A 23,160-nucleotide genomic window follows, 5' to 3' on the forward strand; every position below is an offset into this window, starting at 1 on the left:
CTAGAATTTCCTCTTATGGCCATATTTTCAGCCAATAAAAATTTAAATTTTTGCCCAATTTCCTGCATCTAAGACAGTCAGACTGACTTGATCCAGAATGGGTAAAGTATTTAATTGTTGTCCATTTAACTGTAGATTTTCATCTAAATCGAGTAATGGAATCAGCACAAAATCACGTTCCATCACGCCTACATGAGGCACAATTAAACGCGGATGTTGAATATTTTGTTGGCCATAAATCAACAAATCTAGGTCAAGTGTACGCTCGCCCCAACGGCGTAGACGTACGCGACCAGACTCTTGTTCAAAGCGCTGTAATTCATCAAGTAATGCCAATGGTTCTAAATCGGTTTGCAATTGCACTACAGCATTTAAATAATTCGGTTGATCCTGCGGACCCATGGGCGGACTTTGGTACAGTTTAGAGACGTTAACCGCACCTAGTGTCGACAATTTATGCACAGCTTCGGTCAAAATTTGCAGAGAATCCCCCAAATTACTGCCTAAGCCAATATAGGTAATCACGCTCATTGCGTTGGTCCAAAAATCACCGTGCTCAAATCTCGTTTTACACGCTTACGTTTTAGAATTGGGTGATCTGCCGTAATTTGATCATTCCCCCCATTCACCGCCTGTGCTTTAAAGTCAGCTTGTTGCTTGGCTTTACGCGCACGACGACTACGAGGTTCTGGCTCATTCACCAAAGGTTCAATCTCAGCTTGTTGAACTTGATGTAATGGCTTAATGTCTTCTTGAGTAGCACCTTTACGGCGCCCTTTCGCACGTTGGCGATTGTAGTCCGCAATCGCACGTTCTTTTTCATCTGTGCTAAGTGTTTGGTAAGTGTCCCACCACACACCCATGCCTTGAGTCGTTTGATCACCCGATTTTTCACGTAGCAATAAAAAGTCAAAACCCGCACGGAAACGTGCATGTCCAGACAATGCTTCAATTTGCTGCGGTTTTGGATTAAGCAAACGCGTCTGCATCTCCCAAACTTCACGAATAAAAGTTTCTGCAAAACGTGGAATAACAGTACGCGTCGCTTGACGTTTAAGCACATCTAAACCAGCCTGAGCACGAGCTTCAGCAGCAACTACGCCTTTTTTCGCATAAAACTCACAACGCTCAAGGAAAGGCTTCCACAGCAACACTGCATAGAAAAATGCAGGATTGATGGTCTTACCAATTGAGATACGCTGGTCTGTGTTTTTGGCTGCGCGCTCGATAAATGGCGTGATATTTGGCTGGATATCCGCAAATAACTGATGCCAGATCTCGAATTCTATCAGCATTGGCATGACACGGTTTAAGTGTCCCATCGTGAAGAGTTTCTGGGACTCATCGTATAAACGATGTGGAGACACATCACGGAGTAATTGCGCAGTTTCAGGTGTAAAGACATCCAAAATGCTTTGATCGATAGAGAAGTTTAATTTCGCTGCAAAACGCAATGTGCGTAACATACGCACAGGATCTTCTTCAAAACGAAGCATCGGATCGCCCAATAAACTTAACTTTTTCGCTTTGATGTCTTCATAGGCATTACAAAAATCGAGCACGATACCTTTGCGTGGCTGGTAATACATGGCATTAATTGAAAAATCACGTCGTGCAAAATCTTGCTCAATGGTTCCCCAGTTATTGTCACGTAAAATCATGCCTGCAGCAGAAGTTACTGCTTTTTTCGGAGGTGCACGAAAAGTAGCAACTTCAATGAGTTCACGACCTGAATAGACATGTGCCAACTCAAAGCGACGTCCGATAATCCGACAACGTCGTCCGAAGACTTCTTTAACTTGTGATGGTGTGGCATTCGTCACCGCATCAAAATCCTTAGGATTCAGACCCAGCATTAAATCACGTACACCACCGCCGACGATATAAGCTTCATAGCCTGCCTTAGTTAAGGCATCAATCACATCTAATATGGAAGAAGGTAATTGTGCGGTAGATAAACCGCATTTGGACGCGCGCAAAGTTTGCAAAAGACGCTGTCTCCTACGTCTGGACGTAAAAATTTTAAGATGCCGTAATCATATCTCTAACACAATCAAAGGGCAATTTGATTCTATCAATCCAACCGTATTGCCTAGATTGGAATTTTCTACAATTGTAATATTTACAAACTTAAGCGCGCTCTATTTTTGGCATACAAAGCAGGCCCTATACCTTTGACTTGTTGGATTTCTTCAATGCTTTTGAACTTCCCGTTTTGGCTCCGATACGCAATGATTGCCTCAGCTTTTTTCTGACCAATACCGTGTAATTGTTGTAACTGCTCACTATTCGCAGTGTTTAAACTCACTTTGGCGCCTGAAGTATTCGCATGTAACGTAGGTTTAGCCAAATAATGCTGTGCCGTAGCATCTGGGGTTTTCAAGCGCTGATCATGTGCCTGTTGCGTCGCTTTCCACTGCGTATAGTCTGCAGTTTCAGCTTTAGCCCAAGACATGCTCAGTGTCATCAAAATCATTAACCAAAGAAGAAGCTGTGCTTTATTCAATCCGCCCTGTTTCATGCTGTGCCTGCTGTTTTAAGTGTTGTTTTGCCTGTTCCCACAGCTGATCCATTTCAGCCAGTGACAGGTCTTCTATATTGTTATTGTGTAATGCAACCTGTGATTCTATATATGCAAAGCGTGAGCGAAATTTTTGAATCGTGCCCAACAATGCAATCTCACTAGAGATGCCTAGTTTACGACCAACATTCACCAGTGAAAATAAGCAATCGCCAAATTCATCTATAATTTCATCGGAATTTTGCGAAGCCAAAGCCTCTTGAAATTCTGCCAATTCTTCTTCGACCTTGCCATACGCCTCTTGCACATCTGGAAAATCGAACCCTATTTTGGCAACTTTTTTTTGGATCTCTTCTGCTTGATTCAATGCAGGGCCAGGTTTAATTGCATCTAAGCGGGATGCACTTTTTCCAGCACGTTCCTCTGCTTTAATTTTTTGCCAAAGCTTGGCAACATCGTCCGCATTGAGCTGGCTAAATTGCTCGGCTTGAAACACATGCGGATGACGACGAATTAATTTTTCTGAAATCGCATTCACGACATCATCAAAGGTGAAAGCCCCCATTTCACTATACATTTGCGATTGAAACACCACCTGTAAGAGCAAATCACCAAGTTCATTTTTGATCTCATCAATATGACCTTCACGAATTGCCGCTTCAACTTCGTATGCTTCTTCAATGGCATATTGAGTGAGGCTTTGTGGCGTTTGTTGTTGATCCCAAGGGCACTTCATCCGTAGCTCTTGCATAATATTCAATAAACGTTCCACATTTCACCTCAGTGTTTTTCATGTTGCTCAAGATTTCCTCATTTTATTTTGTTATGCTCAAAATCGCATAGGGAAAATAAGGAGAATCATAAAAGTGCAAAGTATATTTATTAGTGGGGCAGCACAAGGCATTGGTGCAGCAACCGCACAATTATTTTATCAACAGGGCTATAAAGTCGGTATTTACGACATTAACGTCGTACAAGCTCAACAACTGGCTCAGCAACTTGGCCCCCATGCCAAAGCAGGCTTACTCGATGTCAGCAATGCTCAACACTGGGAAAATGCGCTCGCAGAATTTAGCACTTGGGCAGGTGAGCTCAATATCTTGGTCAATAATGCAGGAATTCTCTACTCTGGCCCCTTTGAAGAGACTGAACTCAGTGCTCACCTTAAAACCGTCGACATTAATATTAAGGGCGTTTTGACGGGTTGCTATTTAGCATTGCCCTATTTACGCCAAGCATCTTTTGCACGTGTGATTAATCTATCTTCTGCTTCTGCCATTTATGGTCAACCCGATTTAGTCAGCTATGCCGCATCTAAATTTGCAGTCCGAGGCCTGACCGAGGGTCTAGATATTGAATGGCAAAAATACGGGATTCGCGTGTTCGATATTATGCCTTTATTTGTACAAACCAATATGGTGAAAAACATGAATGCAGGGAGTATTCACAATATGGGGGTACACTTAAGTGCTACAGATGTTGCACGGCAAATACTACACACAGTCCAATTAAAAGATACGCCTTTTACCGTCACGCATCATACAGTTGGCCTAAAGGCCAAAGTCCTCATGACACTCTCCAATGTAAGCCCACAGTTTGTTAATCGAATGAGCAATCTTTGGATTAGCAAAAAATAGTTAAGCAATCCACTGCACAGCATCTTGCACGTGATTCAGACTTCATTTAAACAAACTAAAGGTGCGAATGAACTGCAATCACGGGCAGGCGAAAACCCTGACAAGAACGTTCTGTACGCCAAGCCACACTAAGCATAGCTTTTCCAATCACATAACATTGATAAGCAAACACCCCAAGTTCAGGATGACTACATATTCCACTGTTTTGTGTAGCATGAGCTTGTGTGTTCAGCTCATGTAAATTCAGGCGAATGCCGAGCCCTGATGCCTTTAATACAGCCTCTTTAATGGTCCAAACCTTAAACCAATATTCCGTATCCTCTGCTAAATCGCGCCAATGTTGTATTTCTTCGGGATGAAATGCGTGTTGAGCCAAAGCAGCAAAGCGCACAACACGATCAAGGTCTTCCACATCAACCCCCAAATCTGCCACACGATGGCTCGTGGCTAAGGCATAATGTTTTTGACTGTGACTATGATTAAAATAAAATTTCGGATGTTCAAGCAAATAAGGTTTGCCATATTCAGTCCGTGCAAAATCTGTATTTTGAATAGGTTGCTCAAGCACTGCTGATAAATAACGATTGCGCATTTCGGCTGTCATTACTTTGCGATGTTGTACTTGTTGCTGACGGTTCAGCTGTAAATCTGCTAATTGTACAATCTGCTGTAGATCAATCCGAATCTGCGCCATCAAGCTGACCTCAATTTCATGTGTGTAAACCAATTTAACTCACCAATCTCTAGTCTAGCCCAAAGCGCAAAAAGCCTGCAATTGCAGGCTTTTTGAGATCAACGAATTAACGTTTAAATTTCTTTTCAGCTTTCTTAAACTTCTGAACATAACGGCGTTTACGTGCCAAAGTACGTTCATCCACTTGAGATTTACGACCTTCAAATGGGTTTTCAGAGGTTTTAAATTCGATCTTCACTGGCGTACCTTCAAGCTTGTACACTTTACGGAACACGTTTTCTAAGTAACGACGGTAATCCGCAGGTGTTTTATCCACTTTGTTACCATGGATCACAATCGTTGGTGGGTTTTGACCGCCAATATGCGCATAACGCATTTTGATTGCACGACCTTGCACTTTCGGTGGATGGTGCGCATCTGTCGCATCATTCAAAATTTGGGTGATTTTTGCTGGTGAAACCTTCAAACGTGATGAATCATACGCACGGTGAATTGAAGGATAAAGATCGCCAACACCTGTACCATGCAAAGCAGAAATCAAATGAATTTTTGCCCATGGAATAAAGTCAAAACGACGCTCAACATCAAGTTTACATTGCTTACGATCATATTCAGACATATTGTCCCATTTATTAATCGCAATCACCATCGCACGACCCGCTTCAATGGCATAGCCAATCAAGTGTAAGTCTTGCTCAACAATCCCTTCACGCGCATCGACCACTACCACAATCACGTTGGCATCTTTCATCGCTTGTAAAGTTTTAACAATTGAGAACTTCTCAATCATTTCATCCACTTTACCTTTACGACGTACACCAGCAGTATCGATTAATGTGTATTTACGGCCATCACGTTCAAAAGGAATATAAATCGAGTCACGCGTTGTACCTGGTTGGTCAAATGCAACAACACGATCTTCACCCAATAAACGGTTTACTAGCGTAGATTTACCCACGTTTGGACGACCAATGATCGCAAGGCGTAAGCCTGTATCTTTGTCGTGTGCTTCAGCATCTTCATCTTCAGGTACGTCTGTAAGGACTTCCTCAAGCATTTGTTGTACGCCACGGCCATGGCTGGCTGCAACCTGCAAAGGCTCACCCATACCTAGCTTGTAAAATTCAACAAGTGCGGCTTCAGCATGTACACCATCAACTTTGTTAGCAACAAGATAAACTTTTTTACCTAATGTACGTAGCTCACGAGCAATCTGTTCATCAGATGCCAACAGTCCCGCACGAGCATCGACCACAAAAATGATCATATCTGCTTCGTTGATTGCAGTTTTTGACTGCTCAGCCATGTATGAGTCAATACCACCTTCATTTTCGCCAATACCACCAGTATCAACAACAATGAATGATTTATTTTGATACGTTGCATCGCCATATTTACGGTCACGTGTAAGACCTGCAAAATCGGCAACAAGTGCATCACGGCTCTTAGTAATCTGGTTAAACAACGTTGATTTTCCGACGTTCGGACGACCAATGAGCGCAATTACGGGTTTCATAGATTAACCTTTATTCAAGATCAGCCAGCTAGGTCTGGTCTGAACATCAGAAAGTTTGGGAAGAATAAGAATTGGATTTAGGCCCAAAAATAAATAAAAACACGGGGTATTGAATAACAATCACCCCGCGTTCAAAAATACGGTTGGCTTATTTTAGCATAAGCCAACGAAAAATTAACGGTTCTGCCAAATGCTCATTGCACCCTTACGCGTCGCAACAAATAATTGATTGTCGATTACGCGTAAAGTACGGACATCACCGCTGGTTTTTGCACGGCCAATAATATTTCCTGTGCTCGGATCAATCAAGTGTAATACACCATCCAAATCACCCACCACAAGGTTTTGACCTAACATTACAGGGTTACTGAGTTTACGATTCAACAGCTGATCGTTTTCCCAAAGTTTATGACCTGTGGTAATTTCATAAGCCGTGATTTTGCCATCATTTTGCGCCACAAACACACCGTTACCTGAAACTTCTGGGCGCTGCGTACTGCTCGCATCTTCACTCCAAATCACTTGTTGGCTCACCATATCCATCACAGTCACTTGACCTTGATAGCTGGTTGTTACCAAAAATTGACCTGCAACTGTCGGCTCACCATCAATATCAACTAAACGCTGAATATCCGAACGGCCTTCCGTTACTGCCATACGACGTTGTAAACGCGGTGCGCCACTTAAAGCATCAATAGCATAAATATAAGCATTTGCTGAGGCAATCAATACATTTCGAGCATCCAGCGCGACAGGTGCTGCTTGGCCACGCAAACTAAACTGTACGTTTGGTAAGCTGTATGTCCACGCTTGTTTACCTGTATCAAGCTCATGCGCATAAACCGTACCATCGTTGGCTACGGTAATTACACGACCCGCATGAATCAACGACGGCGCAAGAATTGCACCAGACAATTGTGCTGTCCACTTTTGTTCGCCTGTCGCTTGATCCAAAGCAAACAATTGACCTTTCTGGTTACCCACAACAACAAGACCTTCGGCTGCTTCTACACCAGAACTCAAACCTTGTTTGCTGACATTTTTCTGCCAAAGACGTTGTTTACCTTGATAAGCCTCAACTTCGCCCTTTGGATTAATGACATACACTACACCGTTGTTTGAATCCAAACGTAAACGTAATGGGTCTGCTTCGCTGGTCGATGCAACACTGGTAGAAAATACAGAGCTCAGTGTTTGTGGATTGACTAATTTTGGTAAAGGATTTGGCTTTGGCTCTTCTACCTTTGGACCTTTACTTGCACATCCGGTTAGTGCAAGTGTTAAAACTGTCAATGCACACGCAAATTTGTATTTTCTATTCATTCAGCTTCTTCCACATGTGTATCTAATATCGGGCGTTCAATTTCTGGATCATCAACTAAAACGCCTACACTTTCGAGTTTAATTTGTAAAATTTGGCGTTCTTCTTTACGTTCTACCAACGCATCCCATGCACTTTGATATACTTTTTTAGCATTTTCAATATCATTTTTTGCAACATACACATCACCACGCGCTTCATCAGCTGTTGCTTTAAAGGCAGGATCAGTCACAGCTACTAAGGTTTTTAAGGCCTCATCATATTTCTTCTGTGCCAATTGTGCATAAGCCAAACGTAATTTCACGACTTGTACTAAGCCTTGATCATCTACTTTTGAGTTTTCAACTTTTTTCAATGCTTTTTCAGCACTTGCATAGTCTGACTTATCATAAGCCAATTTCGCCATCAGCAATTGTGCTTGAATTGCCTGAGCTGAGTCAGGTGCATCTTTTACAATTTTATCTGCAGATGTCGACAGTTGAGTAAATGCATCACCCTGTGCAGACTGCGCATCACCAATCAATTGTTGCACTCTGGCTGTTTCCACTTGGGACTCAGCCAGATTTTTCTTCTGCCAATATTCCCAACCGAAAAAGGCAATCAACGCAATTAAAATCCCGCTAATAATGGCAGAACCATACTTCTTAGAGAATGATTTCAAGTTATCAAGCTGTTCATCATCACTTAATGCGCTCATGTGATTCCCTTTTCCTTATCTGTTATGGCTTATTTTGAAGAAATTTGTTCGATAATAAATGGCACAATGGCTGAAACAGCAACTTCTGTTTGTGTCGCTGTTGCAAGCTCTTTCACCAATAATTGCTGAGCATCCCACTCTCGTTCACCCAGAATCACAGCGAAAATTGCACCCGATTGATCGGCTTTTTTCATTTGTGATTTCATTGAACCCTGTGAGCCTACTTTGAAGCGAATCGCCGATGTCGCAGCATCTAATTGGTCACGAATTTGCTCTGCAAGCACCAATGCTTTAGATTGATATGCAGGTTCAGAAACCAAAAATACTTCACAATCACGGACTGGTGTATTGTCTTCAACTTGTTCAAGAAGAAGCAATAAGCGCTCCATACCCATTGCAAAACCGACTGCTGGTACAGATTGATCTGGCTTGCCTTTCAACTGCCCAACTAGACCATCATAACGACCGCCTGCACACACTGTACCCTGTGAACCCAAATGCGTTGTAGTCCATTCAAATACAGTTTTGTTGTAGTAGTCTAAACCACGCACCAATTTTTGGTTAATCACAAAGCTTATACCAGCATCTGTTAAATACTGCTGTAACTGTGCAAAATGAGCCAAAGTTTCTTCACCCATAAAGTCATGAAGTTTTGGTGCATTTTCAAGAATGCTTTGTGTTTTTGCATCTTTAGAATCTAAAATACGAAGCGGATTGGTAGTCAAACGACGCTGTGAATCTTCATCTAAATCTGCTTTGTGTGCTTGAAGAAATTCAACTAAGGCTGCACGGTAGTTTGCACGTTCATCAGACTCACCCAAAGTGTTGAGTTCAAGTTGAACTTTATCTGCAACACCCATACGCTTCCAAAGACGCGCTGTCATAAGAATCAATTCAGCATCTTGATCTGGCGTTGAAACACCAAAAGTTTCTACACCAAATTGGTGGAATTGACGATAGCGACCTTTTTGTGGTTTTTCATAACGAAACATCGGGCCGACATACCACACTTTTGGCGTTGCACCACGCAGTAGGTTATGTTCTAGCATTGCACGCACACAGCCTGCGGTCCCTTCAGGGCGCAAGGTTAAAGACTCAGGTGGCTGACCTTTGTCTAAAAAAGTGTACATTTCTTTTTCAACAATATCTGTTGCATCGCCAATTGAACGCTTAAACAAATTGGTTTGCTCAACGATAGGCAAACGAATTTGTTGATAACCGTATGCATCCATTAATGATGCTAAATGCTGTTCTAAACGTCTCCACGCAGGAGTTTGCGTTGGGAGAATATCGTTAAAACCTTTAATTGCTACAATTGAACTCATGACCTACTCAGAACTGGTGCGAATGATTTCTTTAGATTTCGCTTCTTCAAGCGCTAAAACACGTTGACGAACCATCGCTTCAATTTCGTCAACCAATTGATTGGTGTCGATTAAATGACTCTTTTCGCCATTACGATACACCAGTGAACGCGGACTTGCACCCACCACGCCAATATCAGCTTCTTTAGCTTCACCAGGGCCATTAACTTTACAGCCAATCACCGAGACATCCATTGGCGTACGTACATCTTCAAGGCGTTCTTCTAAAGCTTGCATCACAGAAATGACATTAAACTCCTGACGCGAACAACTCGGGCACGCAATAAAATTAATGCCATTTGAACGTAAGCCCAGTGATTTTAAAATATCAAAACCAATTTTTACTTCTTCTTCAGGCTCGGCTGCCAATGAAATACGCATCGTGTCACCGATGCCTTCCATAAGTAAACCGCCCAATGCAATCGCTGACTTGACTGAACCTGTGCGGTAGATTCCCGCCTCAGTCACACCCAAATGAAGTGGATTATCAATTTGTTGTGATAACAAACGATAAGCATCCATAGTTAAAAATACATTCGATGCTTTGACCGACACTTTAAATTCATGAAAATTTAAGCGGTCTAAAATATCAATATGGCGCATTGCAGATTCAAGCAAAGCTTGGCCTGTAGGCTCACCATATTTTTTTTGAATATCTTTTTCGAGTGAACCTGCATTCACCCCAATACGCATAGAAATATCGTGATGACGTGCTGCGGCCACCACTTCACGAATTTTTGCTTCCGAGCCAATATTACCCGGATTAATACGGAGGCAATCTGCGCCAAAGTCGGCAACTGCCAAGGCAATTTTATAGTCAAAGTGAATATCGGCAACCAATGGCACATTCACTTGTTTACGAATTTCACCAAAAGCTGCTGCCGCTTCCATGCTCGGCACAGAAACACGCATGATATCTGCACCCGCATCTACACAGCGCTGAATTTGTGCAACTGTTGCATCTACATCACAGGTTTCAGTATTGGTCATGCTTTGAATACTGATTGGTGCGTCACCACCTACATACACCGAACCGACACGAATTTTACGAGTTGGACGGCGCTTAATCGGATTTTCAATCATTGTTCGAATCTGCTCTGTTATGCCTTAACGAGATAAACGGAAGTCTGCTCGACCATTTACGGTATACGGCGACAATGAAATATTTTCATTATTGAGGCTTAGTGTCACGGCTTCTGCATCATCTAAACGAATTTGGAATGGTGATTCACCATGTAAAGTTAATGTCGTAGCTTGGCGACCCGTCGCCAGCACTTTACCCGTCGCATCAACAATATTCACTGAGGTTGGACGACTAAAATTCAATTCTAATTGCTCGCCAGATACAGCCGATGAACCATCCATATTAATGACTTCTACGTCAGAAGTTTTAACTGGTGCACCTTCATTATCAGAAGATGTAGATGACATATTTTGTACAGCCATCACGATTGCCGCCAACACCACCAATACTACAATAGCCAACGCACCACGTTTCAACCACTTACGATTACGATCGCGGTTAGAACCTGGCAATTTGCCCATAATTTTAATTGGAGAGTTATTTAAAGCATGATTTGGCAAGAGGCCCGTATCATTGGCATAAATTTCATCAAAACGCTGAATGATATTGGTCGCATCAACTTTTAAAAATTTTGCGTAGGTACGGTAATAACCTTTAATAAAGGTTGCTTCAGGTAATGACTTATAGTCATCCTGCTCCAATGCCATCAATGTCTTTACAGGAATGTTTAACTCCTGCGCAACTTCATCTAAATCACGTTTTTGCGTGACACGAATCTGGCGTAGGTACTCACCTGGACGCTGAACATTTCCTAACGCATTTGGGGCTACGCTCGAGTTATTCGATTGCGGTGAATTAGGATTTATTTCCATACGGCCTCAGTACTGTACTGTAATTGCAAATAACGTTGGTATTCTGGACTTTCCGGGAATAAAGCACGTAGCTGGTTCACTAAAACCTGCTGACCAATGTTGTCTTTATTCGCATGCGCGGTACGAATACCAATCCAAAGCGCACGTGCACTTTGGTTGTTCTGACCTACTGTACGCACAAATTGTTCATACATTTGTGTCGCATCAGCAGTCTGCTGGTTCAAATAAAAAATTTCTGCCAACTCTAACATCGAAACATAAGAATCACGATTAGCTTGCAAGGCTTGCTTGAATGTTTTTTCAGCACTCGCAACATTACCTAATTTAAGGTAAATACGCCCTGCATTTTCCAGCGCTCTTGCACGCTGATCATACCCCAATGTAGAACCGGCGATATTCAACTGTTCAAGCGCATCATTATAGCGTTCAAGTTGATATAAATACGTACCATAGTTGTTACGTACTTGCGCATTTTTAGGCTCAGATGATATGGCGCGTTTAAAATAACCATCCGCTTTTTGAATATTGGCTTTACTTCCTTCTTGCTGTAAAAGCACACCCATCATCATATTTGCTTGTGCATCACGGCTATTTGCTTCTAAGGCTTGGTCAAGCTCACGTTTTGCCGAGTCGAGATCGCCATTTTTAATATATTCAGCAGCCATTTGAGTTCTTACTTTTGCTGCTTTTTCTGGGTCCTTTTTGACTACCCCACCACTTGCACTATGAATACCCGTAGTTTGACACCCTACCATTGCACTCAACGCAATACATAGTGATGAAATTAAAGCAATTTTATAAGTCGACTTTCTCAATTGGCTGCCTCTTTGTTATCCTTGCGAGCGCAGAATCTCATTCTTTGCCGCAACTTTCTTTTTCCATTGCTCCGCACGACGAGTACGGTCTGCAACTTGCCCCACAAGTTGTCCACACGCAGCATCAATATCATCGCCACGTGTCTGACGAATCGTACACACAAATCCAGCATCAGACAAAGTTTTTTGGAAAGAAATAATGCGGTTACGACTTGAGCGACCATACGGCGCATGCGGGAAAGGGTTAAATGGAATTAAATTAATTTTACTCGGCAGATTTTTGAGTAATTTAATCATTTGTTGCGCATGCTCTGGATGGTCATTTACACCATCTAACATGACATATTCAATCGTCACGTGTTTACGTGAACTTTCGTTGCCATCTTTAGCAATATAACGCTGACATGCTGCAATCAATTGTTCTAGTGGATATTTTTTATTGATTGGCACCAGTTCGTTACGAAGCTCATCGTTTGGTGCATGCAATGAAATCGCCAATGCGACATCAATATCTTTCACCATCTGATCGATTTTAGGCACAACACCCGAAGTTGATAAAGTCACGCGACGCTTTGACATGCCATAAGCAAAGTCATCCAACATGGTACGCATAGAATTCAGCACTGCATCGTAGTTAAGGAGTGGTTCGCCCATCCCCATCATTACGACGTTCGTTACCGAACGCTCACGCTCAAGAACAGGCACATCTTCCATATAAGAATAGTTTGCCATCCATAGCTGACCAATGATTTCAGCCTGATTTAAATCACGCTGGAAGCCTTGTTTACCTGTAGAACAGAATGAGCAATCTAGTGCACAGCCGACTTGTGAAGAAATACACAATGTACGGCGTAAACCACTACGGTGTTCAGCAGGAATGAGAACAGTTTCAACTAAAGAACCTGCACCCTCACCCACGCGGAATACCCACTTACGGGTACCATCTTTAGAATAGTTTTTATGCACCACTTCTGGCGCTTTAATTTCAGCAATTTTTTCTAGTTTTTCACGCAATTTGCCTGAAATATTGGTCATTTCAGCAAAATCAGTCACAAAAAATTGGTGCATCCACTTCATCACCTGCCCAGCACGGAACTTCCTCTCCCCCATATCTTCGAAGAATTTTTCCATTTGTGGACGTGACATGCCAAGTAGATTCACTTTTTCCACAGACTTTTGCTGCGTTGGAGCGGATGGAGATTGTTGCTGTGCATCAGAAACAGCTGATGTAGCGACTACTTCAGTACTCATGTGTAATTACCTAAACCATGTCTAAAGATGAAAGGAGAAGCTCAATAAGTGAGCAAAGGATTATTCAGGGAATAAAAAAACCAGATAAGTATAATAACACTTATCTGGTTTGAATACTTCGAATTAACGAGTACGTGGAGCAATCTCAGTTTGAGCGAAGAAGTAGTTAACTTCACGATCAGCAGATGCTACAGAGTCAGAACCGTGAGCAGCGTTTTCGTCGATGCTTACAGCGAAGTCAGCGCGGATTGTACCTGGAGCAGCTTCTTTAGGGTTAGTCGCGCCAAGGATTTCGCGGTGAGCAAGAACTGCGTTTTCGCCTTCAAGAACAGAAACAACAACTGGACCAGAAGTCATGAATGCAACTAGGTCAGCAAAGAAACCACGTTCTTTGTGCTCAGCGTAGAAGCCTTCAGCTTCAGCTTGAGTCAAGTGTTTCATTTTAGTTGCAACGATTTGAAGACCAGCTTTCTCGAAACGAGCAAAGATGTCACCGATGTTGTTTTTAGCAACTGCGTCTGGTTTAACGATAGATAAAGTACGTTCGATAGCCATGGTAGGCTCCTTAAGTCATAATGTTGACAGGAAAATTTGGCGCATTATACCGAATAATGCGCTGTTTTCTGCTTTTGAGATGTAAAAAAATTGCTTTTTTCGACGCAGTGTTAACTTGCTTCGTCTATCCAAGCCATTTGAATCGCTTCCAGTAAACCTTCAGTCGATTTTTCTGGGTTATCTGCAAAGTCTGGCAAAGCGCACACCCATGCATGTAAATCAGTAAAGCGAATCCATTGTGGATCCACATCTGGATGAGCTTCATAAAGCTCAATTGCGATATCAATCGTATCTGTCCAGCGTAAGCCCATGTGCGCCATCCTAACATCCAATAAACGATGCTGTACTTTAGCAAATTTCTAAATTGCTGCCTAAATTTTCAATCAATAAAGCCTCATTTTTTATTGTCATGGCAGATTTTAATGCCCCCACACCACAACATTGGCTTAAAGCATAATATGTAAAACGGGTGCACATAAAATAATGGCTATTGCCACCACAGCACCAATCAATGCCCCAATGACCACATCGCTAGGATAGTGTAGCCCTAAAACCATACGCGACAAAGCCACCAATACGGTAAAAGGCAACATCAAGATGAGTAAAATCGGCTGCACCCACCCCAATACAGTCGTCACCATCACCGCATGTAGGGTATGCCCTGAGGGAAAGCTAAAGTGGTCTAAAGGGCGCTCGCCCAATCGAATCACTTGATGCACTTGATAAGGCCTTGGCCGTACGGTTTTTTGTTTGAGCAACTTATATATACCAGTTCCCAGCAAACCACTCAGTGCAATGTACAGCAATTGAAATGCATACATCAGTCCTTGTAGCATCCACACAGCCATCAACATGAGATACCAAAAAACTCCATCGCCCAAGCGACTAATCATTTTAAAAAAGTACGCGATTCGCTCTGAGTGAGAAAACGTATTGAGATAAATACAGCCTTTTAAATCGAGATCAAGCATTCTTATTTTTGCATTTTTGAATTTCATGGCTCTCTCCTCAGGTGGTCAATAACCTTCCTGTTATCGCTTCATAAAGCAGGATTAGCTTGGTGCAATACTTCGCCTAGCAACACTATATAAAGCCTGCTCAAATTGTTGTACAGGATGCTTCCATCCAACATGTTGCACATCTGCTTGTGCTTGTATACCCATGGTTTTTAATACTTCTCGTGCAGGTAGCTTCTTAATCAATTCGCTAAATTGGGTAAGTTGCCCCAACCCCGCTAACCAGCCCGTATGCCCAATTCGCACATATTGCTGCGCACATGCATTGTCATAAGCCACGATGGGCAATCCGCTGGCCATCGCCTCTAACACTACATTACCAAAGGTTTCAACTTGACTTGGAAAGACAAAAACATCAGCACTGGCATATACTTCTGACAATGCAATACCACTCAAGCTTCCCATAAAAATAATACGATGCCCCTGTGCTAAACGTTGTAGCTTTTCGCGCTCAGGACCATCTCCCACAATAACCAAACACTGCGTTGCTGTTTGTTTGGTTTGCTGGGTAATAAAAGCCTCAATCAGTACATGCAATTCTTTTTCTGGCGATAAGCGCCCGACATAAAGCAATACTGTAGTCTGCTCATTGACTTGCCACTGCTGACGCAAACCAGTCGAAGCATATTTAGGGTGAAAAACATCGACATCTACGCCTCTTCCCACCACAACCTTGGGACAAGTCACGCCTAAGGATTGTAGCGACTTTGCCGTTCCCTGACTGGGTACACAGGTCAATTGCGTACTGTTATGAAACCAACAGAGATAACGTTGTATTGGCTTAAGCAAAAAGGCCAAATCAAAGAACCGACTAAAATCTTGAAATGCAGAATGAAAGCCACTTGAGATTGGAATTTTCTTATTTTTAGCCGCTTGCAATGCCGCCAAACCCAGTGGACCTTCTGTCACAATATGTACAACGTCAGGTTCAAAACTTTCAATACTACTGGAAACTTTTAAATATTGTGGCCAGCCAAACTTTAATCCCGGATAACGCGGGATGGACTGCGCCAACACCAAACACTCCTGATAAGGCTTAAAGCTCAAACATTCACTTTTTTGTTGTGGGCGTATTAATAAAATTTTATGGCCTAACGCTTGTAAACCTTTACACAATTGAAGCAACGACAGTGCCACACCATTAATTTCGGGTGGCCACGTTTCAGTTACAATGGCAATTTTCAAACGAGGTCTTACCAAATCATTCAGCTCACGTCTATCCGCTTTGAGATGATTTGAATTCTTATTTTTAAAATAAAAGCGTAGGTTTTCTGGAAATTGCTGTTGCTTGAGCAGGCTTGTCGCTGTTTGATCTGACATAGGCCACCTATTTATCTTTTTTGTTTTAGCCTACTGCCCTTTCTTTGCATTTTAATGTGGATTTAATGACACTTTTTTGACAATACCTCAACCTTTATCCTCAGAGTTTTTTACGCACTGTAATGCGTGTACAACCAGGCCTAGATTCAACTTCAAGCATCGCATTGATTTTGATCAATCGTGCACACATGCTTTTTAAGCCTACACTCAAGCCCGATTCTTTCACTGCTGTGGTATCAAAGCCAACGCCATTATCCTGCACAAAAGCAATCAGCTCTTGATTATGAAAGCGCATGTTTACATCCACCCGATCTGCATAACTATGTTTCAGCACATTCGTCAGACACTCCTCCAAAACCCGTTGTAGTGCAATACAATCTGCTGGAGTAATTGCACCTTGCCAATGATCTGGAAATTCCCAACAGACAATTACACCCAGTTCATCAAACAACTGATTAAAACGGTGACGTGTCGGCGCAACCCACAACGTTGGTGTTTCAGGAACAGAAGTATTTAGGCTTGATCCACTATCAATCACAAGTCTAAGGTCATCACGTAAATGCTTAAGTACAGATAAAAACTGATGGTTATTCAAATTTTCACGGGTATGTTCAATCGAGGCCATAGAACGCACCAATGAACTTCCCAACCCATCATGTAGATCATGTGCTAATTGAATTCGTTCCTGCAATTTAGCATTTTTCAGCTCCAGCTGGTGACTGTGGTTCAAACTATCCTCTAGCTCTGTGCGTACCTGCTTCACCTTTAGGGCGAGACGTGTATTAAATCGCTCTACACCATTCATACTACGGGTTAAACGTAGGGCAAAAATACACGCTAAAATCACTGCAGTAAAAGGTGATGCATAAACAATTAATAAATTTCCCTCATGTAGGTAAATACTCAAACCATCATGCAACGACAAGGGCAAGTACACACAAAACATCACCAATGCTAAACAATAAGCTTCAGGCTGTTTAGAACGATATGCAACAACAGGATAAACAATACAGTTAAGCAAATAGATGCCAACTGCCACAACAAAACTCACTTTCAATAAAAAATCGAGATATTGAACAGGCATAAATAAAGTGAGCGATAAAAAAACTACAACCAACCAAAGCAATGTACGCTCTAAACAAGGCGCCCTGAAGTTGGCAAAACGCCAACTATATAAACAGGTAAAGCAAACAAATACTAAAAAAATTAAACTTTGAATGCGCGCAAAGTCCAATGTTTTCAGTGCAAATAATGGCTCTGTAATGAGCTTCATCCCAATATATAGCACCTAAAGCATAGTATCCAAATGCACTTTCCTTGCGCCTAAACAACCAAACAAAAGCAGCAATTAATCCAAGTGCAACCTCCAGACAGAGTGTGTAGGTCAACAAGTCTCGCATTTCAAGCCAATAATGTTCGTGCTTTGCCATGACGGACTCATAGTCCCCCAAATGAACAAAGCCAATTCCTGGATTGAGCTCAGAAACACCTTCCACACGTATATAAACTGTATTTTCACCTGGCTTTAAAATACCGACGGGCAACATCCAGCGTCTAGGGATGTTCAAGTTACGAGATAAAGGTTCTTCAAGTGATTTGTTTTGCCATAGGAAGTGGTCATTAATGTAGACCTGCCCAGCCATATTAATAAAACTGACTGACAGCATCATGGGCTGATTTTGTTTTTCGTCACAATGAAATTGCCAAGTCAGCTTATACCAAACTGTACCGCTAAATTTTGGCCAACGGTCATTCCAATAATCTGGCGTACTTGAAATTGTTTGCCACTGTGATATTTGTGGCCGACCTTTAGCATTTGGACCAATTCCTTTTGTACTTTGAATCTGCTTAAGTTGTGCATAACACTTGGTGGCCTGCTGATATGCGTGTACTTCTGTCGTCATAAAAATTGACCACAGTAAAACACAAAGGCACAGTAATATTTTGTGTAAGCTTCGCCCTCCCACACCAATCACATGAGCAAAATTTAGGCAAAAAATACAAACTGTATTATGGCAAAACGCCAAAAGCGTCACCTTATTTTTTAAAATTATAAAGTCGTTCAATCATACTCAAATTTACACAAACAATACAATAAAATTGCAATAATATTCATTATCATCTAATTTTAATTTTTATATGTGCAAAGTATAAACACCTCCCTTTATACAACTTAAGCAATTTTCACTTGAATTATTGCACCAAATACATCAAGCCACCTTTTACCTGATATAACTGCCCCTCACCAAAATCTATTTGTTGCTGGTCTCCACGCAACCGAGGAAAACCAATCAATGCATCCAGCTGTGCGGAACGCTGAAATTGGTGTGTTTTAGGGTTAAACATCCAATAGATAAACCGTTTATCTTCTATTTTTTTGCCATTGGACACATCTGAAAGCACCACATCATAATAACCATCAAAATTCACATCCATGTAGCCAATGCTATTGGCAAAGGCTGTAAAACCCGTCAGGCTTTGTAATAGCTTATTCGTTTTTTTATCAATCACATCAACTTGCGTTAAGGCTTTACCAGCCGGATATTGCGAATGATCCACACCATAAAATTTAAAAACCACCACAGGCTTATCCGCTGCTTTAAAAGCAGGTTCAAAACTGAGTGATGTCGCACCTAGCGATGTATTCCAATTGGCTTGCATAATGCCCGTGTTTGCATTTAATTCGCCACTTAAGGTTTCATTATTGGGCGTAGCCATACCTTCCGCGCTCACAGCGAGTAAATTAATTTGATCTGCTTTTTGCGTGCCTTTGAGTGCGTAGGCAGTAGAAGCTGACTCATCATATAAAGTGCCGTGTGGATTCCAAATACCCGCATACAAATCTAAAAAATACTGATTGTCTGTTGAACGTAGCATTCGAAGCATCGACACTCGGACATTATTTAAAGGCTTAAGCTGTTCACTGCTTATTCCTGATGATGCAGGTTCAGCAAAAGAAAGACTAGGGAGAAATAAGGCAATGATACAAAGCAAAATTTTATTGTTCATTGTGAAGCCACACCCAAACAAGGAATGAATAATGTGGAATTTATCACACTTTAAAACACTAAAATGTATAGCCTTTGCTTAACCATTCGATAAGCTAAATACTGGTTAAAGTGCAAACCATTGTTTTCTCACAGCACATAAATTAATCTAAAAGCCAATCAAATAAAAAATATAACTTGAATGAATTTTAAGTCCGCCCCTGAACGTGAAATTTTAAGCTTTCAGCCACACCTGCTTAAGCTCACAGAAACAGACAGCCACCATCAGACGTGGCAACTCCCTCCGGAACTTCAAGAAAAAACGGGATTGAATGAAATTTACATCCATGAAAAATGGGCTGAATTTAATCATAGTTTAAAAATTGGACAATCTTATCCCGTCAGCATTTATCAAGGTAAGTTTCAAGATTATTGGATTGAAGCAAAAACCTTTCAACAACTAGGGCCGATACAGGAGTCACAACCATAATGACACCTGTACATACAATTCGGCATACTGTTTGCACCAACAAAGAAGACCAAGAGCTGCTTAAATATCAGCTATTAAATCAAGCTAAACGCGATTATAAATTATCAAAAATCAATAGATTTTTACTTCATAAAAATATGCATCCAATATTGATTTTAGTTCTTGTTTTTCTAGTTGGATATGGCAAAGATCAAATCTTATTTGGAGTTTTAATTCAACCTTACTATTACGTATTTTTTGCACTCGCTCTGCTGCATCCAATTTATGAAGCATGGATGGATCGTAAGATCAAACGGAAAATTAAACGCGAAATCGATCAATCTGCTTATTTTTCTACAACAGGCACAATCAAAAAAATAATCTCGCATCACCCCAAAGACAATCTGATTGAGTTTGAAATTAAATATCTCCATCCAAAATTTCAAACTATCACACGTGTTTTTAAGCATTTCTACCAAGCTGATATTTATAATCCAAACGATTTTAAGAATCGTGAAAGTTACATTCTTTCCTTAATCAATCAGCCTATCACACTGTATTTATCTGCTGAATCAGAAACATTAATTCAGTTGTATTTACTCAATTCAACAGAATCAGCTGTATATTTTAAGAAAGGCAAATTTTTTCAAAATCGCGCTCGATGGTGGTTCTTCCATCATGGCCCACTGCTTAGCCCAATTTGTTTACATCCTGATGATCTGAGAAAAATTTACTTATACTATTCAGAACAGGATCAACATTGGCATTACAGCTTTCACGGTGAAGCCTTTGAAAATATCACCCTGCATTCTCAGATTATCAATCTTGGTGATTTTGAACTTGCGCTCTCACAAACTTTGCCTTCTTTCAATCATGTGCAGTATCAGACGATTAAAGCTAACCACCCCGAACATCCTCAATTAATTTGGGAGAATAAAAACCCGCTGAGCCATGCCGAAAAGAGAGCTTTACACAATAAACTTGCCGTCAAATTAAGCCTCTATGCGACTGTACTGAGTGTATTGGCCATTACGGTCTTATACTCAACACTGTTCAAAGTAATTGATGACATTATTCTGAATATTTTGCTCGGCTTGCTCAGCACTGCAGTCATAGCCATTAGCTTCATCTATTTATTTTATGCGCTATGCCAGCATAGACATTATCTGGCAGCAGATCAGCAAGTGGCGCTGTTTCAAATTCAACCGCGTAGAAAAGAAAACCTGATGTAAGAAAGAAATTCATCATTTTGTGCAGCTATTTTTATCAAATCACATTAAAAGACCCACTCAAAATGAGCGGGTTTTTATATTCAAATCAATTGATTCAAGAAATTAGTTTTTCTCTTTATCAACAATTTTGTCCGCCTGAATCCACGGTACGTAAAGCAAGGAAAGCACTGCTTTACTTGCTTTAGAGGCACGTAACCTTCGCCTTCAAGCATTTAAAAAGCCCCTGTTAAAAACAGAGGCTTTTTGACTGACTTAGAAATTAGAACTTAGTTCTTTTCTTTGTCTACGATTTTGTTCGCTTGAATCCAAGGCACGCAAAAATAGAAAAGTATGCTTTTCTATTTTTAAGGCACGTAACTTTAGACATTAAAAAACCCACTCAAAATGAGCGGGTTTTTATATTCAAATCAATTGATTCGAGAAATTAGTTTTTCTCTTTATCAACGATTTTGTTTGCTTGAATCCAAGGCACGAAAATGATGTAAGCATCGCTTACATCATTTGAGGCACGTAACTTTGATACTATATTCAATAAGGCATAAAAAAAGCCCCTGTTAAAAACAGAGGCTTTTTGACTTAGAAATTAGAACTTAGTTCTTTTCTTTGTCTACAATTTTGTTCGCTTGAATCCAAGGTACGTAAAGCAAGGAAAGCACTGCTTTACTTGCTTTGGAGGCACGCAACCTTCGCCTTCAACCATTTAAAAAGCCCCTGTTAAAACAGGGGCTTTTTTGACTCAGAAATTAGAACTTAGTTCTTTTCTTTGTCTACGATTTTGTTCGCTTGAATCCAAGGCATCATCGCACGTAACTTGTTACCAGTTACTTCAATACCGTGAGCAGCGTTTTGACGACGGCGAGCAGTCATTGAAGGGTAGTTTAAAGCACCTTCGTTGATGAACATTTTCGCGTATTCGCCAGATTGAATGCGTTTAAGTGCATTGCGCATAGCTTCACGAGACTGTTCGTTAATCACTTCAGTACCAGTTACATATTCGCCGTATTCAGCGTTGTTAGATACTGAGTAGTTCATGTCCGCGATACCGCCTTCGAACATTAAGTCAACGATCAATTTAAGTTCGTGTAGACATTCGAAGTAAGCCATTTCTGGAGCATAACCAGCTTCAACTAGAGTTTCGAAGCCCATTTTAACTAATTCTACTGCACCGCCACAAAGAACTGCTTGCTCACCGAAAAGGTCAGTTTCAGTTTCTTCACGGAATGAAGTTTCGATGATACCTGTACGGCCACCACCTACGCCTGAAGCGTAAGAAAGAGCAAGGTTACGAGCGTTGCCAGAAGCATCTTGGTGAATCGCGATAAGATCTGGAACACCTGAACCGCGTTGGTATTCAGAACGTACTGTGTGACCAGGCGCTTTAGGCGCAACCATGATTACGTCAAGGTCAGCACGTGGAACAACTTGGTTATAAAGAACAGAGAAACCATGAGCAAATGCTAAAGTAGCACCTTGCTTGATGTTTGGTTCAATTACGTCACGGTAAAGCTGAGATTGGAACTCATCTGGAGTCAAAATCATTACTACGTCAGCTTGTGCTACAGCAGCAGGAACTTCAGCAACTTTAAGACCAGAATTTTCAGCCTTTTTCCAAGAAGTAGAACCAGCACGTAAACCTACAGTTACGTCAACGCCAGAATCTTTAAGGTTAAGCGCGTGAGCATGGCCTTGTGAACCATAACCAATGATCGCTACTTTCTTAGATTGGATGATAGATAAGTCGCAGTCTTTATCGTAAAAAATTTGCATTGCTGTCTCCGCTAAAATGCTTTTTGTTTCCTTAACTCAACACATTGATGTTTTTTGATCTTCGCCGTGCTGAGCGCCTGCCCTTTCAGGCAGGCATGTATG

The 23,160-nt window shown here is 41.3% G+C and carries 24 protein-coding genes; 3 read left to right on the forward strand and 21 right to left on the reverse strand.

Translation table 11 applies throughout. The features are described 5' to 3' along the window. Positions 1 to 42: 42 nt before the first annotated feature. The 4 genes from folK to mazG all read right to left on the reverse strand — a co-directional run bounded on the left by folK (position 43) and on the right by mazG (position 3,293). Entirely contained in the window at positions 43 to 531 is a 489-nt protein-coding gene (gene folK, locus C9E88_RS13505) for a 2-amino-4-hydroxy-6-hydroxymethyldihydropteridine diphosphokinase (RefSeq protein WP_106986107.1), read from the reverse strand. Continuing rightward, positions 528 to 1,988, reverse strand: a complete 1,461-nt coding sequence (gene pcnB / locus C9E88_RS13510) for a polynucleotide adenylyltransferase PcnB (RefSeq protein WP_106986106.1) — start codon at positions 1,986 to 1,988, stop codon at positions 528 to 530. The genes folK and pcnB overlap by 4 nt, the downstream gene beginning before the upstream one ends. 134 nt (positions 1,989 to 2,122) lie before the next feature. Beyond that, a complete protein-coding gene (locus C9E88_RS13515; RefSeq protein WP_106986105.1) occupies positions 2,123 to 2,521 on the reverse strand; it encodes a ComEA family DNA-binding protein in 399 nt (132 codons plus the stop codon). Continuing rightward, on the reverse strand, positions 2,499 to 3,293 hold the full coding sequence (mazG, locus tag C9E88_RS13520) for a nucleoside triphosphate pyrophosphohydrolase (RefSeq protein WP_106986104.1): 795 nt from the start codon (positions 3,291 to 3,293) through the stop codon (positions 2,499 to 2,501). The genes C9E88_RS13515 and mazG overlap by 23 nt, the downstream gene beginning before the upstream one ends. A gap of 94 nt (positions 3,294 to 3,387) precedes the next feature. Between mazG and C9E88_RS13525 the strand changes: the two genes are divergently transcribed. Next, positions 3,388 to 4,158 carry an SDR family oxidoreductase gene (locus C9E88_RS13525; protein ID WP_106986103.1) on the forward strand — a complete coding sequence of 257 codons (771 nt, stop codon included), beginning with the start codon at positions 3,388 to 3,390 and terminating at the stop codon, positions 4,156 to 4,158. 55 nt (positions 4,159 to 4,213) lie between these two features. On the opposite strand, the gene C9E88_RS13530 is transcribed toward C9E88_RS13525, so the two are convergent. The 16 genes from C9E88_RS13530 to C9E88_RS13605 form a co-directional block, all read right to left on the reverse strand. After that, on the reverse strand, positions 4,214 to 4,852 hold the full coding sequence (locus C9E88_RS13530; protein WP_106986102.1) for a 4'-phosphopantetheinyl transferase family protein: 639 nt from the start codon (positions 4,850 to 4,852) through the stop codon (positions 4,214 to 4,216). Positions 4,853 to 4,958: 106 nt separating this feature from the next. Next, complete coding sequence (gene der / locus C9E88_RS13535; protein ID WP_106986101.1) at positions 4,959 to 6,368, reverse strand: ribosome biogenesis GTPase Der; 1,410 nt, start codon at positions 6,366 to 6,368, stop codon at positions 4,959 to 4,961. Positions 6,369 to 6,542: 174 nt separating this feature from the next. Continuing rightward, entirely contained in the window at positions 6,543 to 7,691 is a 1,149-nt protein-coding gene (gene bamB, locus C9E88_RS13540) for an outer membrane protein assembly factor BamB (protein WP_106986100.1), read from the reverse strand. Continuing rightward, the gene (locus C9E88_RS13545; RefSeq protein WP_106986099.1) at positions 7,688 to 8,386 is read right to left on the reverse strand and encodes a YfgM family protein; all 699 of its coding nucleotides are present in this window, start codon (positions 8,384 to 8,386) and stop codon (positions 7,688 to 7,690) included. The genes bamB and C9E88_RS13545 overlap by 4 nt, the downstream gene beginning before the upstream one ends. A gap of 29 nt (positions 8,387 to 8,415) precedes the next feature. After that, on the reverse strand, positions 8,416 to 9,711 hold the full coding sequence (hisS, locus tag C9E88_RS13550) for a histidine--tRNA ligase (protein WP_106986098.1): 1,296 nt from the start codon (positions 9,709 to 9,711) through the stop codon (positions 8,416 to 8,418). Positions 9,712 to 9,714: 3 nt separating this feature from the next. Continuing rightward, on the reverse strand, positions 9,715 to 10,833 hold the full coding sequence (ispG, locus tag C9E88_RS13555) for a flavodoxin-dependent (E)-4-hydroxy-3-methylbut-2-enyl-diphosphate synthase (protein WP_106986097.1): 1,119 nt from the start codon (positions 10,831 to 10,833) through the stop codon (positions 9,715 to 9,717). Positions 10,834 to 10,857: 24 nt separating this feature from the next. Then, positions 10,858 to 11,646 carry a helix-turn-helix domain-containing protein gene (locus C9E88_RS13560; protein WP_106986096.1) on the reverse strand — a complete coding sequence of 263 codons (789 nt, stop codon included), beginning with the start codon at positions 11,644 to 11,646 and terminating at the stop codon, positions 10,858 to 10,860. Further along, positions 11,637 to 12,461, reverse strand: a complete 825-nt coding sequence (gene pilW / locus C9E88_RS13565; protein WP_106986095.1) for a type IV pilus biogenesis/stability protein PilW — start codon at positions 12,459 to 12,461, stop codon at positions 11,637 to 11,639. Before pilW ends, C9E88_RS13560 begins: the two co-directional genes overlap by 10 nt. A gap of 15 nt (positions 12,462 to 12,476) precedes the next feature. Beyond that, positions 12,477 to 13,712: a dual-specificity RNA methyltransferase RlmN gene (gene rlmN, locus C9E88_RS13570; RefSeq protein WP_106986094.1), complete on the reverse strand. Its 1,236-nt coding sequence runs from the start codon at positions 13,710 to 13,712 to the stop codon at positions 12,477 to 12,479. A gap of 123 nt (positions 13,713 to 13,835) precedes the next feature. Beyond that, entirely contained in the window at positions 13,836 to 14,267 is a 432-nt protein-coding gene (gene ndk / locus C9E88_RS13575) for a nucleoside-diphosphate kinase (protein ID WP_106986093.1), read from the reverse strand. 110 nt (positions 14,268 to 14,377) lie between these two features. Then, positions 14,378 to 14,578 carry a Fe-S cluster assembly protein IscX gene (gene iscX / locus C9E88_RS13580; protein ID WP_106986114.1) on the reverse strand — a complete coding sequence of 67 codons (201 nt, stop codon included), beginning with the start codon at positions 14,576 to 14,578 and terminating at the stop codon, positions 14,378 to 14,380. Positions 14,579 to 14,713: 135 nt separating this feature from the next. Further along, entirely contained in the window at positions 14,714 to 15,265 is a 552-nt protein-coding gene (locus C9E88_RS13585; RefSeq protein WP_106986092.1) for a phosphatase PAP2 family protein, read from the reverse strand. Positions 15,266 to 15,319: 54 nt separating this feature from the next. Beyond that, the gene (locus C9E88_RS13590) at positions 15,320 to 16,603 is read right to left on the reverse strand and encodes a glycosyltransferase family 4 protein (RefSeq protein ID WP_106986091.1); all 1,284 of its coding nucleotides are present in this window, start codon (positions 16,601 to 16,603) and stop codon (positions 15,320 to 15,322) included. Between the two features lie 100 nt (positions 16,604 to 16,703). Then, a complete protein-coding gene (locus C9E88_RS13595) occupies positions 16,704 to 17,687 on the reverse strand; it encodes a sensor histidine kinase (protein ID WP_121594930.1) in 984 nt (327 codons plus the stop codon). Between the two features lie 85 nt (positions 17,688 to 17,772). Beyond that, complete coding sequence (locus C9E88_RS13600) at positions 17,773 to 18,507, reverse strand: hypothetical protein (protein WP_106986089.1); 735 nt, start codon at positions 18,505 to 18,507, stop codon at positions 17,773 to 17,775. Between the two features lie 289 nt (positions 18,508 to 18,796). Then, positions 18,797 to 19,612, reverse strand: a complete 816-nt coding sequence (locus C9E88_RS13605) for an XAC2610-related protein (RefSeq protein ID WP_106986088.1) — start codon at positions 19,610 to 19,612, stop codon at positions 18,797 to 18,799. 180 nt (positions 19,613 to 19,792) lie between these two features. Between C9E88_RS13605 and C9E88_RS13610 the strand changes: the two genes are divergently transcribed. After that, entirely contained in the window at positions 19,793 to 20,080 is a 288-nt protein-coding gene (locus tag C9E88_RS13610; protein ID WP_106986087.1) for a hypothetical protein, read from the forward strand. Then, positions 20,080 to 21,291, forward strand: a complete 1,212-nt coding sequence (locus tag C9E88_RS13615) for a hypothetical protein (RefSeq protein ID WP_106986086.1) — start codon at positions 20,080 to 20,082, stop codon at positions 21,289 to 21,291. The genes C9E88_RS13610 and C9E88_RS13615 overlap by 1 nt, the downstream gene beginning before the upstream one ends. Before the next feature lie 750 nt (positions 21,292 to 22,041). On the opposite strand, the gene ilvC is transcribed toward C9E88_RS13615, so the two are convergent. Continuing rightward, positions 22,042 to 23,058 (reverse strand): ketol-acid reductoisomerase, encoded by a 1,017-nt coding sequence (gene ilvC, locus C9E88_RS13620; protein ID WP_106986085.1) that lies wholly within the window; start codon positions 23,056 to 23,058, stop codon positions 22,042 to 22,044. Between the last annotated feature and the right edge of the window lie 102 nt (positions 23,059 to 23,160).

This window comes from Acinetobacter cumulans, from assembly GCF_003024525.3.
In the GTDB taxonomy this organism is placed as follows: Bacteria; Pseudomonadota; Gammaproteobacteria; order Pseudomonadales; family Moraxellaceae; genus Acinetobacter; species Acinetobacter cumulans.

What these genes read in the sequence shown, in the direction of transcription:
- folK (WP_106986107.1), bottom strand. Translation starts at nt 531, where the DNA reads ATGAGCGTGATTACCTATATTGGCTTAGGCAGTAATTTGGGGGATTCT.
- C9E88_RS13515 (WP_106986105.1), bottom strand. Translation starts at nt 2,521, where the DNA reads ATGAAACAGGGCGGATTGAATAAAGCACAGCTTCTTCTTTGGTTAATG.
- C9E88_RS13530 (WP_106986102.1), bottom strand. Translation starts at nt 4,852, where the DNA reads ATGGCGCAGATTCGGATTGATCTACAGCAGATTGTACAATTAGCAGAT.
- der (WP_106986101.1), bottom strand. Translation starts at nt 6,368, where the DNA reads ATGAAACCCGTAATTGCGCTCATTGGTCGTCCGAACGTCGGAAAATCA.
- bamB (WP_106986100.1), bottom strand. Translation starts at nt 7,691, where the DNA reads ATGAATAGAAAATACAAATTTGCGTGTGCATTGACAGTTTTAACACTT.
- C9E88_RS13545 (WP_106986099.1), bottom strand. Translation starts at nt 8,386, where the DNA reads ATGAGCGCATTAAGTGATGATGAACAGCTTGATAACTTGAAATCATTC.
- hisS (WP_106986098.1), bottom strand. Translation starts at nt 9,711, where the DNA reads ATGAGTTCAATTGTAGCAATTAAAGGTTTTAACGATATTCTCCCAACG.
- ispG (WP_106986097.1), bottom strand. Translation starts at nt 10,833, where the DNA reads ATGATTGAAAATCCGATTAAGCGCCGTCCAACTCGTAAAATTCGTGTC.
- C9E88_RS13560 (WP_106986096.1), bottom strand. Translation starts at nt 11,646, where the DNA reads ATGGAAATAAATCCTAATTCACCGCAATCGAATAACTCGAGCGTAGCC.
- rlmN (WP_106986094.1), bottom strand. Translation starts at nt 13,712, where the DNA reads ATGAGTACTGAAGTAGTCGCTACATCAGCTGTTTCTGATGCACAGCAA.
- ndk (WP_106986093.1), bottom strand. Translation starts at nt 14,267, where the DNA reads ATGGCTATCGAACGTACTTTATCTATCGTTAAACCAGACGCAGTTGCT.
- iscX (WP_106986114.1), bottom strand. Translation starts at nt 14,578, where the DNA reads ATGGGCTTACGCTGGACAGATACGATTGATATCGCAATTGAGCTTTAT.
- C9E88_RS13585 (WP_106986092.1), bottom strand. Translation starts at nt 15,265, where the DNA reads ATGAAATTCAAAAATGCAAAAATAAGAATGCTTGATCTCGATTTAAAA.
- C9E88_RS13590 (WP_106986091.1), bottom strand. Translation starts at nt 16,603, where the DNA reads ATGTCAGATCAAACAGCGACAAGCCTGCTCAAGCAACAGCAATTTCCA.
- C9E88_RS13595 (WP_121594930.1), bottom strand. Translation starts at nt 17,687, where the DNA reads ATGCCTGTTCAATATCTCGATTTTTTATTGAAAGTGAGTTTTGTTGTG.
- C9E88_RS13600 (WP_106986089.1), bottom strand. Translation starts at nt 18,507, where the DNA reads ATGACGACAGAAGTACACGCATATCAGCAGGCCACCAAGTGTTATGCA.
- C9E88_RS13605 (WP_106986088.1), bottom strand. Translation starts at nt 19,612, where the DNA reads ATGAACAATAAAATTTTGCTTTGTATCATTGCCTTATTTCTCCCTAGT.
- C9E88_RS13610 (WP_106986087.1), top strand. Translation starts at nt 19,793, where the DNA reads ATGAATTTTAAGTCCGCCCCTGAACGTGAAATTTTAAGCTTTCAGCCA.
- C9E88_RS13615 (WP_106986086.1), top strand. Translation starts at nt 20,080, where the DNA reads ATGACACCTGTACATACAATTCGGCATACTGTTTGCACCAACAAAGAA.
- ilvC (WP_106986085.1), bottom strand. Translation starts at nt 23,058, where the DNA reads ATGCAAATTTTTTACGATAAAGACTGCGACTTATCTATCATCCAATCT.